This window comes from Cyclobacterium jeungdonense (assembly GCF_010994275.1).
GTDB lineage: Bacteria > Bacteroidota > Bacteroidia > Cytophagales > Cyclobacteriaceae > Cyclobacterium > Cyclobacterium jeungdonense.
Genome location: NZ_WMCD01000005.1, coordinates 292,765 through 305,973, shown reverse-complemented (window position 1 = coordinate 305,973; position 13,209 = coordinate 292,765). Strand labels below are relative to the sequence as shown.

General features: G+C 41.4%; 12 protein-coding genes. 10 read left to right on the top strand and 2 right to left on the bottom strand.

Annotated features, from left to right (window positions below):
* Positions 1-175: 175 nt before the first annotated feature.
* The 10 genes from GKS34_RS12820 (at position 176) to GKS34_RS12775 (ending at position 10,222) form a co-directional block, all read left to right on the top strand.
* On the top strand, positions 176-763 hold the full coding sequence (locus tag GKS34_RS12820; protein ID WP_163385220.1) for an outer membrane beta-barrel protein: 588 nt from the start codon (positions 176-178) through the stop codon (positions 761-763).
* A gap of 140 nt (positions 764-903) precedes the next feature.
* Positions 904-1,968 carry a sensor histidine kinase gene (locus GKS34_RS12815; protein WP_163385219.1) on the top strand — a complete coding sequence of 355 codons (1,065 nt, stop codon included), beginning with the start codon at positions 904-906 and terminating at the stop codon, positions 1,966-1,968.
* Positions 1,958-2,725: a LytR/AlgR family response regulator transcription factor gene (locus GKS34_RS12810; RefSeq protein WP_240459292.1), complete on the top strand. Its 768-nt coding sequence runs from the start codon at positions 1,958-1,960 to the stop codon at positions 2,723-2,725. The genes GKS34_RS12815 and GKS34_RS12810 overlap by 11 nt, the downstream gene beginning before the upstream one ends.
* 351 nt (positions 2,726-3,076) lie before the next feature.
* Positions 3,077-4,339 carry a PD-(D/E)XK nuclease family protein gene (locus GKS34_RS12805; protein ID WP_163385218.1) on the top strand — a complete coding sequence of 421 codons (1,263 nt, stop codon included), beginning with the start codon at positions 3,077-3,079 and terminating at the stop codon, positions 4,337-4,339.
* Positions 4,340-4,409: 70 nt separating this feature from the next.
* Positions 4,410-4,742, top strand: coding sequence for a very short patch repair endonuclease (locus GKS34_RS12800; protein WP_163385217.1), 333 nt, complete (start codon positions 4,410-4,412; stop codon positions 4,740-4,742).
* Between the two features lie 5 nt (positions 4,743-4,747).
* Positions 4,748-5,128 (top strand): (deoxy)nucleoside triphosphate pyrophosphohydrolase, encoded by a 381-nt coding sequence (locus tag GKS34_RS12795; RefSeq protein WP_163385216.1) that lies wholly within the window; start codon positions 4,748-4,750, stop codon positions 5,126-5,128.
* On the top strand, positions 5,125-8,265 hold the full coding sequence (locus tag GKS34_RS12790; protein WP_205602068.1) for a DEAD/DEAH box helicase: 3,141 nt from the start codon (positions 5,125-5,127) through the stop codon (positions 8,263-8,265). Before GKS34_RS12795 ends, GKS34_RS12790 begins: the two co-directional genes overlap by 4 nt.
* 370 nt (positions 8,266-8,635) lie before the next feature.
* Complete coding sequence (locus tag GKS34_RS12785) at positions 8,636-8,929, top strand: hypothetical protein (protein ID WP_163385215.1); 294 nt, start codon at positions 8,636-8,638, stop codon at positions 8,927-8,929.
* 292 nt (positions 8,930-9,221) lie between these two features.
* On the top strand, positions 9,222-9,734 hold the full coding sequence (locus GKS34_RS12780; RefSeq protein WP_163385214.1) for a hypothetical protein: 513 nt from the start codon (positions 9,222-9,224) through the stop codon (positions 9,732-9,734).
* A complete protein-coding gene (locus GKS34_RS12775) occupies positions 9,728-10,222 on the top strand; it encodes a hypothetical protein (RefSeq protein WP_163385213.1) in 495 nt (164 codons plus the stop codon). Before GKS34_RS12780 ends, GKS34_RS12775 begins: the two co-directional genes overlap by 7 nt.
* 16 nt (positions 10,223-10,238) lie before the next feature.
* Here GKS34_RS12775 and GKS34_RS12770 read toward each other — a convergent pair whose 3' ends face one another.
* Together GKS34_RS12770 and GKS34_RS12765 are read right to left on the bottom strand one after the other, a co-directional pair.
* Positions 10,239-11,582, bottom strand: coding sequence for a tetratricopeptide repeat protein (locus GKS34_RS12770; RefSeq protein WP_163385212.1), 1,344 nt, complete (start codon positions 11,580-11,582; stop codon positions 10,239-10,241).
* 1,212 nt (positions 11,583-12,794) lie between these two features.
* Entirely contained in the window at positions 12,795-13,172 is a 378-nt protein-coding gene (locus tag GKS34_RS12765; RefSeq protein WP_317167979.1) for a GxxExxY protein, read from the bottom strand.
* Positions 13,173-13,209 lie beyond the last annotated feature (37 nt).

Sequence of the window (13,209 nt, the reverse complement as noted above, 5' to 3'; positions counted from 1 at the left end):
CTGGGGTTTTGGCTGGCACTGGCTATAGTTTGGGGACCAAAACACGTTCAACCTGATCATTTTCAACTTCGCACAGATAAACAACACACTCAGCATCCTTTATTTAATTCCCGGGACGCCGGCAGCTACCTTTGTTTCATAGTTAATTGATTATCAACCTATAAAAAATGGAACGATGAGTACTAAAGGATTATTTACACTGCTTTTTCTTGCGGTATTGACTGGAAGCACGTATGCGCAGGAAAACGAAAAACGTTTTGGTTTTGAGCTCAACAGCGGCGTATCTGTCGCGACGCAAAAACCAGGTGGAACCAGCCTGAATACCGGCTTTGGCTTTGAAGGAATCTTGCATTATCGGTTTATGCCGCACTTGGGAGCCTATGCAGGCTGGGGCTGGAATCGATTTGGCGCGGACGAATCGTTTGCTGGAAATGAAGTGGATTTTGAGGAAACCGGCTATGTTTTCGGTTTCCAATTCCGGCACCCTTTTGGGAATTCGCCAGTACATTACTTTGTAAGAGCCGGAGGATTGTACAACCACATCGAAATCGAAAACAGCGATGGGGAAATTATCAACGATACCGGTCACGGCTTGGGTTGGCAGTTGGCCGGAGGCATTGATCTGCCCATCGGAACCAACTGGAGTTTGACCCCGGGAGTAAAATTCAATTTACTCAACCGAGATGCAGACGTTGAGGGCGTCCGTACCGAACTAAACTTCCAATATGTCTCCGTTCGGATAGGCCTGGTCAAGCATTTTTAAATAGGAAGGGATGGAAGCCGGATTAGGAAGCACAATCCGGTTTCTTTTCCTTTTTTGAAGGGTAGGAATCAATTCTTTTCTCACTAGGAAGCCAGACAAAACAAATCATTTTATCTTTGACAGGAAATCAGATAGCCTTAATGAACGTAAAGTCGATCCATCAATTACTATCCTTCAAAAACCTCCTGCAGTTTTTAATCGGTTTTTCTTTGGGGGTGCAATTGATCGTCATTCTTTACAATCACTTCTCGGGTTATCATGTTTTGTCTGATTTCGGATACTTTCTTTACCGGTTATTCCGTGGACTGGTATTTACCCTTTTTGCCGGATTTTTATTGGCCTATTCCAATTTGTTTTTTATTCGTTTTCTGAACCGGGTGAGCCCATGGAGCCTGGCCACTTTCAAGCGGATACTAATTCAATTGGCATTCTCAGTAAGCGTAGCAATGGTGGTTTCCGTCGCTTTTACCTCGTTTGCCCATTTCGTAACACCCTATGCTGAAGAATTGAGGGGAGTATATATAAGCAACGCATTGATATTTAGTGTGGTTAACATCCTAATGGTCTCCATTCTAGAAGGTTGGCTGTTTTTTACGCAACACAAGCGCGTCGAACAAATGGCCAAAAACCTGGAGGAAGAGCTATCTCAAATCAAGTTTGAGGTTTTGAAAAGCCAGATAAATCCCCACTTTATGTTTAACAGCCTGAACGTATTGTCGGGCCTGGTAAACAAAGACACCCGAAAGGCCCAGCAGTTTATCGATGAGTTTTCGCATATTTACCGCTATGTCCTGGAGACCATTGAGCAGCCGGTCGCCACCCTGGAAAAAGAGCTGAATTTTATGCGTTCCTACCTGTTTTTGCAGCAGATACGCTATGGGGATTACCTGATCTTCTCCATTAATGTCCCGGCTTCTCTACTGAAATTTTTCCTCCCTCCCTTATCCCTGCAGGTAGTGCTTGAGAATGCCATCAAACATAACGTGATTAACGAATCCATGCCGCTGAGTATTGATATTTTCAGCCAGGGGAATTACCTTATCATCAAAAATAATCTGCAGCCCAAGATATCCATGGGGCATTCCACGGGTCTGGGTCTGAAAAATTTGACTAAGCGGTATGCGATGATAGGTTCCGAAGAGCCCGCGTTCGTTGTGCAAACCGATTATTATATCGCAAAACTTCCATTAATCGATGGTGAATAGCCTGACCGTATTAATTATAGAAGACGAGCAAATAGCGGCCGAGAAACTGGAATCGCTATTGTTGGAAACCGCATCGGATATTCGGATTATGGCCAAGCTGGGCTCCATCAAAGAATCGGTCCGTTGGTTGGAGCAAAATCGGGTAGACCTTATTTTCCTTGATATACAGCTTTCCGATGGGATTAGCTTTAGCATTTTCGATTGGGTGGAGGTGAGCACCCCCATCATTTTTACTACCGCCTACGATCAATATGCCATCCGGGCCTTTCAGCTCAACAGCATTTCCTACCTCTTAAAACCCATCCGGAAGACCGATTTGATCCAGAGCCTCCAAAAGTACCGGGATATGAAATCGGCACTGGGCATTGATTTCGATTCCCTGTTGGCGCAGATGCAGGGGCGGCAACCCGACTATAAAAAACGCTTCCTGATCCAAATAGGAGAAAAAATCAAGAAAGTAGACGTGGAAGAAGTCGCCTATTTTTTTGTTTTGGACAAAAGTATTTTTATCCGCACCCATGACGGAAGTCGCTTTCCCCTGGAGTATTCGCTCGACAAGCTGGAGGCCCTTCTTGACCCCACATATTTTTTTCGCATTAACCGAAAGTACCTGGTCCATATGGATGCCATTTCGAGCATGGTTGCGTACTCCCGGGGCCGGGTAAAGCTGGAACTTAATCCCAAAACCGAGGATCCTTTTGATGCCATCGTAAGCATCGACCGTTCCGCAGATTTTAAGAAGTGGCTGAACAGCTGAAATCAGGCATTTACCCGCTTGGATCAAGTCCCCAGTGAATGGATTTTTATTCTGTGGTTGGCCAAATAATAGCGGTTGGGGTTATTATAGCTCGCCTTGAGAGGATCAATTAGTATTGGCAGGCTGTAATACGATTTCGATAAGCTCTTTTGGGGATGCCTCGCGGGATAATTTTTCCGGCCCATCAACTTCCCCGTTCTAAATATTTCCCCTATCTTGTTAGGGAATTTATAGGGGGAAATGCAGGATTTTTTGACTGATGAAGTTGGGAAGATCTGGTATTTTGTAAGCAGTTAGCTATCTGGGAATGTTTTTAGGGTGGTAAGCAAGTAGGACGAATCGCAAAGGGTAATGACAGATAAATTCACGATAGACCAAATCAGGGATGAGATTATAAAATTTAAGAATGACCCCGACTTCCAAAAGTTGGAAAACTTTTACTATTCCAAGTCATTCTCAGAAATATTGGGCGTTAGCCGAAGGGAAATCAGTCATAGCGGATTTCTTGCCTGGTTGTTAGGGAACCTGGAGAGCCATAATTTGGGCGAATTTCCTATCAAGAAATTTTTAGACATTATTTTGAAGTTTAGCAGTGATAAGTTAAAAAGCAAGCACCGCGACCTTTTCAATTCTTTTGTGACAGAGGACTACTTAATTGAAAGGCTTTTCATTAAACCTGAATACTCGATTAAAAATTTTGGGAGACTTGACATCTACATTGAATTGACTCTTTTAATTGCTGGAAAAACTAAGAATATACGATTGGTTATCGAAAATAAAGTTGAGAGTAGAGAGAACAACGATCAAACGAACAGCTACTTCAGATACTTTAATCCTTCAGAAAATGATGACAATATTGTCATCTATATTTACTTAACCCCTATCTCAACGCTTGAACTAATAGAACTAACCGAGCCGGAATGTAACTGCAAAGAGTTTATTCAAGTTAATTACCAATCTATTGTAGATTACTTGATTGAACCCGCATTAAACCAAAATATTTCAGCGCGTACAGAGAATATATTAACCGAATATTTAAAATCCTTAAGTCAACCTTCGATTAACGAAGAAGCTGATGGACACAAACAGGAATTAATTATGGCACTCGGTAATGAGGAAAGAAAACTATTATCCAGTTTTTGGGAAAAAAATCAAAAATTAATATTGGCGTCCCTGTACGCAATTAGTTCTGATCCGGAACAGGAAAAAGATACAAGGGAAAATATTAAAGAAGCCCTGGACAGTTTATCCTCCGACAGAGATCGAAGTACCTATAACCTAAAATACAATGGGGAAATTTTTAGCAGAAATTTTAAAAAATCTGACATTGGACTTCAGACCATTAACTTGCTGGAAGCCAAAGGCCTTATTGACGACAATGTGATCAGCTTTTTGAGGGAGGACAAAAGTTGCAGTTTTTTTCTGTTAAAGAAAAAGGAAGATTTTACAGACACGGAAATTAAGTACAGAAAATACAGAGCAAATGACGCTCCTGAACTCATTTATAGAGGAGAAGGGTATTATGTTGCAAGAAATTGGGGAATCGGCAACATACACAAAATTATCAATAAATTCACTGAAAAATTCCCGGGACTAGAATACGAAACAAATTAGGGGGAGCCAACGACTTCCATCCTTGGTATTTCAAGAACACCGGTATTTCAGTAGACAAATTAATTTTATCATGGCAGACGTTCACGAACCGGAAATAAGGAGCTATAACATGAGCCGGATCAAGGGAAAGGATACCAAACCGGAAATGCTGGTTCGGAAGTATCTTCATGCCCATGGTTTTCGATTTAAACTACATGACAAAAAGTTGCCTGGAAAACCAGATATTGTTTTGCCAAAATACAATACGATAGTTCAAGTGCACGGTTGTTTCTGGCACGGACATGAGGGTTGTAAATATTATGTTGTTCCGAAAACACGAACGCAATGGTGGTTGGATAAGATCAACGCCGACAGGCAAAAGGATAAAGATCATGAAAGAGAAAATGAAAAGTATATTTCATAATAATTATGATCAAAGTTACTTGCGCATTAATCGAAAGAAATGCTGAAACATTAGTCGTTCAGCGAAGCGAAAAAATGCAATTACCTCTTAAATGGGAGTTCCCAGGTGGTAAAATGGAAGTAGGAGAATCCGAAGAAGATTGTATTCTAAGGGAAATCAAAGAGGAACTGAATATTGACATAAAACTCGTTCATCGGTTGACCCCATCTGCGTTTAAATATCCAACCAAAAACATATACTTAATTCCATTTCTCGCTTCGCACATCGGAGGTGAACTAAAACTCGCAGAGCATAAGAGTTACAAGTGGCTTAGAAAGGATAGACTTACTCGTTTAGATTGGGCTGAGGCTGATATCCCAATAATGAATGAATATTTAAAATTATGATCGAAGGCATTTATGAAGGTTTAGTAACAAAGCTTATTTCTCAAAAAGTAAGGGCTTTAGATAAAAATGAATTTTTCATTAATAAAAGTGTATTGGACAAAGAAGAGGCCTCTTCCATCTTAGCTGAACATCTGACCCAAACGATAAAACTTGCTTTGAACCTAATTAAAGGAAAAAATCAGGTTGAAACACAAATAGAGATTGCTAATAAAATCATCCTATTTTTGAAAGAGGAGCTTAAAAAGAAGGAGTTTGAAAACGACCTAATAGCAGCGGAAGGAGAAATTTTGAAGGCAGTCTTTTCAAGAGTTGATTCGCACTTTTCTGACTTCGAACTTCACTTAAAAGAAATAACCCCCTATACAAGACTTACGCATAGTGAACTTTTTACCGGTGGAAATGTCGGCTTATCGTTAGAGAGTGAATTAAAAAAAGAAATTTTATCGTCTGATAAGATTGATTTACTCGTTTCGTTTATCAAGTTTAAGGGTATTATCATTCTCGAAAGGGAGTTACGGGAATTCACTTTGAACGGTGGGGAATTGCGGATAATTACAACCACCTACATGGGTGCATCAGATTACAAAGCAATACAATTATTGTCTAAGCTACCCAATACGCAAGTAAAGATTTCATACAACACAGGCAATGAGAGGCTGCATGCCAAAGCCTACCTGTTTAAAAGAAATACAGGTTTTCATACGGGATATATAGGATCTTCCAATTTTTCGCGATCAGCCCTAACTGATGGCCTCGAGTGGAATTTAAAAATCACGACTAAAGAAGTGATCCATATTATTGCTAAGTTTCAAAAAACTTTTGATTCATACTGGGAAAGTGATGATTTTGAACTGTTTGATGATAACATCCACAAGGAGAAATTAATAGAATCACTTAATCAAGGAAAAACAGGAACGACCTCCTCATTAAACACGATATTTTTTGATGTTAAACCTTATCCGTTTCAAGAAGAAATTCTTGAAACGCTTGAAGTTGAGCGAACCGTGCACCATAGATATAGAAATTTGGTTGTGGCAGCGACAGGGACCGGAAAAACGATTATTTCAGCATTTGATTACAAAAGATTCAAAAATAAAAACACCACCGCCAAGCTTCTTTTTTTGGCGCATAGAAAAGAGATATTACAACAGTCAATGGATATTTTTAGAGGAATTTTAAAAGATAATAATTTTGGAGAGTTATTAGTAGGTGGCTTTGAACCAGGAAGTTACGAGCATGTATTTGCGTCTGTGCAAACATTGAATAACCGCTTAGGCGATTTGACACTTTCTCATGAATATTTTGATTTTGTAGTAATTGATGAGTGCCATCACCTAACGGCAAACAGCTACAGGGACATTATCAACTATTTCAAGCCAAAAGTTTTACTTGGCTTAACTGCCACCCCTGAACGAATGGATGGTGGGGATATTCAGGAAGATTTTCATAATAAAATTGCGGTTGAGATTCGGCTGCCTGAGGCCTTGAATAGAAAGTTGCTTTGTCCATTTCAGTATTTCGGGATTACAGATAGCATTGATCTTTCTAGGGTTGGCTGGGACCGTGGCCGATATGTACCAAGTGAGTTATCATCCGTTTACACAGCTAATGATAGAAGGATTCGCGAAATAATTGATGCGTTAGAAAAATATACAAAAGACCTTTTAGATGTTCGTGCACTTGGCTTTTGCGTTACCATGGATCACGCAAAGTTTATGACAGAGAAGTTTACGCTTGCTGGATTAAGGGCGGATTACCTTACAAGCGACAACAACCAAGACCGTGACAGAGTAAGGAACCAACTTCTCAACAAGGAAATCAATTACCTTTTTGTTGTGGATATTTTTAATGAAGGGGTAGATATTCCAGAAATAGATACTGTATTGTTTTTAAGGCCAACGGAGAGCCTTACCATTTTCTTACAGCAACTCGGACGAGGGCTTCGTTTAGCAGAAAATAAGGAGTGCTTGACGGTTTTGGATTTTGTAGGTAATTCCAGACCTGAGTATAATTTTGAGAACAAATTTAGAGCACTTATTGGAAAAACGGCAACAACCATAAAAAAAGAAGTCGAAGACAATTTTCCTCGTTTACCACTTGGTTGTTCCGTAATTCTGGAGAAAAAAGCAAAACAGATTATTCTTGAAAATATCACTGCGGCAACCTCACTGAATAGAAATCACCTCATTTCTAAAATTCAAAACTTCCAGCATCAAAGCACACTGGAATTGAACTTGAAGAATTTTATTGAATTCCATAATATCCCTCTGCAATTGATTTATAAACGTGGGAGTTGGAAGAGACTTTATCAAGAAGCCAGCAGTGTCCAAGAATTTGATAGTACCAATGAAAAGCAAATCGTCAATGCCATTTCAAAAAAGTGGCTTTCATCCAAATCGACAAGCTATTTCGAATTTATTCGGGCTTTAGCAAAGAATCAATTTAAGATTTCAGGAAAGGAGTTTACTGAAAATGAAAATCAAATGTTGCTAATGCTTCATTATGATGTATGGCAAAAAGCTGGTGAATTTGTCTCCTTAAAAGATAGCATAGAGGAATTGGGTAAAAACCCGGTATTGGTTGAAGAAATCATTGAAGTTATGGAAATTCTAATTGACCGAATTGATTTCAAGGAATTAGACATTATTCTGCCCTACGATCAACCGCTAAAGGTTCATGCGCGCTATACCCGAGATCAAATTCTATCAGCCTTCGGTTTAAGTAGTTTTGAAAGAAAATCATCTAACCGTGAAGGGGTGGCGGAAAATTCAGATTTAAATACGGAGCTTTTATTTATTAACCTCATTAAATCAGAAGAAAACTTTTCGCCCACCACCATGTATGACGACTATGCAATCAATGAATCTTTATTCCATTGGCAAAGTCAAAATGCAGCGGGTCCGCAAACTACAAGGGGAAAGTCATATATAAACCATGAGGAACAAGGTAAGAAAGTTTTGCTTTTTGTAAGAGAAAAGAACAAAGATGAATTCGGAAATACAATGGGCTACGTTTTTGTCGGTGAAGCAAAGTTGCTTGACCATTATGGCGCTAAACCTATGAACATCAAATGGAAATTGAATGAGCCTTTGCCACATTATTTATGGCATGATGCGGCAAAGCTGAGAGTTGGATAAAACTGCTATTATCATTATCAATTACGTAGGAGGGCTTTTGGAGCAGAATTCCACATGTTTCTTCCATACAACAATGATCTTTCCACAACAGCTCAGGAAGTTAAATCAGAGAAACGAGTGGATGGCCTGCTCGTGATCACAGGTGTAAAGGACTTCTGATATCCATAAAGATACACCAGAATCGAAGAACCAGATACGAGAGGCGCTTCCGGAAACCATTCACAAGAATCAAGCGCTATTTCCAGATGAGACCTTTGTGTTGGTTGGGTATTACCATTCAGAAGAACACTACGAATGGATAAAACGAAATAGACCTTACAATTTCAGAATCGGATCAGGTTCGGGTTCGCTTATTTTGGATAAAGAAACTGTGAACTCAAGGTATTTACTGTTGCACACTGCGGGAGACCGGCATTCCGGAGATTTATGGCGGATTGTTAGCAAAGGCCCCAAAGTTTTTTCGAAAGAAGACATGATCAATAATGGCTATCCGCATCCCTCACAGGATCATTACCTGGTAATCCAACTGGAACCCGTAACCGACCAGGAATTTCAAGGCATTCACTGGAATTTTAGGTTCCTTTCGGGCTATTCCTCCGGCAGGGCCTCAGCCAATCCCTTTACCTGCAGCCTGGCGGAATTGATGCGGCACAAAATCAGGTAGGGATTCGTACGTTGTTATAAATGCAAAAATTAATCTCAGCAAATCCGTGCTAAAATCAATCCTGGTTTGATTATCGTGAATATTCCGTATTCGAATATGGAATAATGTAATTAAAGCTTTTGGTGAAAAAAACCAAAAAACCTTCAAGCCTATGGCTTTTTACGAACTCAGTAGCGTGGCGCATTGCATTATCAACAGGCATTGTAAGTTGTATGTTTCCGGTTTATCAATTCGCGATTCGCGAATTAAGAATTTTAATCCTATCTTTACTTGAAAGCAAAACACGCATTCAATGAAAAAGCACAGTGGCATGCGGCCCCAGGACATCGTTATCTTACTCAAAATCGCCATCAAACACGAGCAAGCCTGGACCATGAAAGATCTTTCTCAGGAATTGGAGATAAGCGCAAGTGAGGTAAGCGAGAGTCTTAATCGCTCGTCCATTGCCGGGTTGCTTTTTCAAAACAAAAAGCAGGTAATGCGACAGGCGACAATGGATTTTTTGCAATATGGCCTGCGCTATGTATATCCTCAGCAGCCCGGTGCATTGGTAAGAGGCGTACCTACTGCCCATGCCGCACCTCCGTTAAGCAACGAGATCATGAGTGATGTGCCTTATGTTTGGCCTCACCATAAAGGTAATGTGAGAGGTCAGGCCATCGAGCCTCTCTATCCAAGTGTTCCAGCGGCCTGCCTCAAAGATCAGGCTTTTTATGAAGTAATGGCGCTGTGCGATGCGCTCAGGGTAGGTAAAGCACGAGAACGAAACCTTGCCGTAGAGGAACTCAAAAAACGGATATGCTAAAGAACACACAAATCAACCGAGCGGTGACCAAGAAGATAGGCACAGCTTTGGGGCCACTCAATAAGCGAGTGGTCTATGTGGGTGGGGCCGTTGTGAGTCTCTACATTGACGATCCTTCGGCGGACGATGTGCGACCCACTAAAGACTTGGACATTACCTTGAAGATTGCCACTATTGGAGAGCTTGAGGCTTTGCGCCAAGAGTTGGTTAATATTGGGTTTATCCAATCAGCAAGCGATACAGTAGTTTGTCGGTTTCGGTATGAGGATGTGTTGGTAGATGTCATGGCAACTGAGCCGGTAGGCTGGGCGCCAGGTAATCGCTGGTTCAAAAAGGGGTTTGATCTAGCTTATGCATACCAGCTAGATGGACTTTTAATACGTCTTTTGCCATTGCCCTATTTTCTTGCCACTAAATTTGATGCATTTTTTGATCGTGGGATAAAGGACCTTTATGCCAGTCATGATTTTGAGGATATAAGCAGATGAACTATTGGTTTGCTGTTTATTCGTTGAAAAAAGGGGTTTCGTTGATACCGCCATGCTGCAGGTTCTCCAGGCGCTTGTTTAAGGCATTGGAAGTTTCCGGTTCATTTTTTCTGGCGTAAATTTCCTTTAATGCAATGAGCGTCTCAACGCTGTTCGGATTGATCCTTTCCGCCTTCTGGAAATAAGGAAGTGCTTTGTCAAATGCAGCGAATACCTCGGCTTCCATGGCTTCGTATTTCGCCATACCCGCCGGGCTACCGTCTGCAGACAGCTCATTCAAGACCATCGTCAGGGTAGCAGCGCGGTTGTAGTACAGGCTACCGCTGCTATACAGCGCATCGAAATTGGCTGGATCTTTTTCCAGGGTCTGATTGTAATAATTGAAGGCCTGGTCGAAGTAACTCCTGGCCCTGTCGCTGTTTCCGGCAGCGGATTCGCGCTGGTACAAGTTATCGTATACGCCACCCAGGGTGAGGTAGAGTGCCGGGTTGTTTGGTTCTCGGGTAATGGCCGTTTTCAATTTATCAATGAGTTCATCGAGTCGGTTTTGCTTCAAGAAGTGATTGATCTCGGCAAACAGCAGGGATGCTTCCTCGGGGTATTTTTCACGACCGGCCTTCAGGTACTGGTAGGCAGTTTCCAGGTCGGCGTCTTCGCCGCTGGCATGGATGGTGTACAAGGCTTCATAGACCGCTGCATTATCGTAATTCGCCCTGTAGAGGTCTTCAAAGAGCGGCCTGGCCGCCTCGGTCATGTTGTTGTTCAGGGCCGCCAGGCCCGTAATGTATTTCTGGTCCATCATGGCGAGGGCATCATCCAAAACGCTCTCCTGGCCTTCTTTCTTCAGGATTTCATGGGCGGCCAGACCCGAGGAGAAGTTGAGATAAGCCAATTCGTAATCCTGGGTTTCGAAGGCGTAGATCCCAAAGTTGTACAGGTGCCCTTGTGATTCCTGGATACCTTTCACCACATCCCGAAGAAGATACCCCGGCGAATTAATGGCTTGCGCATGCTTTTCTACAGCGGTTGCATACGCTTTAAAACCCCTGACCGCTACACTTTCTACCTGCGGAAGCTCTTCTACAGAACCCAGGCCGGTCTGTTTCACGGTAACGATCTGGCTAGCCAGCGTGTTCAATATTTCCCCTTTCAGGATGTAAAATTTCGGATCGGCAGCGTCTTCACCGACAGGATCCGGCAAAATGGCGGCTAGGGCTTCTTTAAGTCTTTCTTTAGAAGCATGAGGATCGAGATTGTATGCGGCCAGTGCTCTCGCAGCCGCTTTCGCATCTGCATGTTGCGCCTGTACCGAAACGGCAACCAAACCAAGAGCAAGCATTCCTAAGATCATTTTATTCATAGCCGTTCATATTTAATGGATCAGGAAATGGGAGTTTTGATCGTAAAAACCTAATTAGCGCATGTGAATTGGGATTCAGTAAGTTAGGAAATGTTTCTGTTAGAAACTGTCAAAAGCTTTATTCTTTTTTTTGCCGAACGCTTGCCGGTCCTTTTCGTTTTTGGGAGAGATCGAAATGAGTATGGAAAACCAGCCCTTGAAAGGTCCATCCAATTTATAAACCAGGTGCTTCCTACTAAAGTTGGCCCTGATACACCTTCCATGGTTCCCGCTTTTTGAACCACAGATTCGCGCGGATTTCCACAGATTTCTTCGGGTTCTTTCTACTAAACCTTATTATCCATAATCTATCTGTGCTATCCGTGGTGCCCACTTTTTTTCACCACAGATTCGCACGGATTGACACAGATTTTTTTCGATTCATTCTACTAAACCAGATTATCCCTAATCTATCTGTGTTATCCGTGGTGCACTTTTTTCTTCACCACAGATTCGCACGGATTGACACAGATTTTTTTCGATTCATTCTACTAAACCAGATTATCCCTAATCTATCTGTGCTAATCTGTGTTATCCGTGGTGCACACTTTTTTTCACCACAGATTCGCGCAGATATCCACAGATTTTTTTTGGTTCTTTCTATTTAACCTTATTATCCCCAATCTATCTGTGCTAATCTGTGTTATCTGTGGTGCATACCTTTTTTTCACCACAGATTCGCGCGGATTTCCACAGATTTATTCGGGTTCTTTCTTCTAAACCTTATTATCCCTAATCTATCTGTGCTAGTCTGTGTTATCTGTGGTGCATACCTTTTTTTCACCACAGATTCGCGCAGATATCCACAGATTATTTTGGGTTTCTTCTACTTAATCACCCTATCCCTATCTTTCTGTGCTAATCTGAGTAATCCGTGGTGCACTTTTTTATTCACCACAGATTTGCACGGATTGACACAGATTTTTTTCGATTCATTCTACTAAACCAGATTATCCCTAATCTATCTGTGCTAATCTGTGTTATCCGTGGTGCACACTTTTTTTCACCACAGATTCGCGCAGATTCGCACCGATTTTCTTTTGTTGCTTCAGGTAGATCATCTTATCCCTTATCTATCCGTGTTAATCTGTGTTATCTGTGGTGCACACTTTTTTTCACCACAGATTCGCGCCGATTTTCACAGATTTTTTATGCTCTTCTTTGATTCATGGTTCACATGATTATTCTTATGATTCCTTTTTTCATATCCTGTACATTAAAATTGAGCAGCAGCCCCAATTTCAAACCGGATAATTTAAGATACGTCATCACCTGGGATTTGTGAATAGGTGCAAGTTCCTCAACGGACTTCAATTCAAGGAGAACAAGATCATTAACGAGTAGGTCTATTCGGTAACCTGCATCCAGTTTAATGCCATCATAATGTACCGGAAGAGGCTTTTGTCGTTCAACAGTTAAACCTACCTGAAGTAATTCATACTCCAGACAAATCTCATAGGTAGATTCCAGTAACCCAGGTCCCAACTCTGAATGAACTTTATAGACGCAGCCAATTATTTGGTATGTTAAATCATTTAATTCCATAGGCATGAATCAAATAAATCCTCGGTATCTAACTCTTTTACCA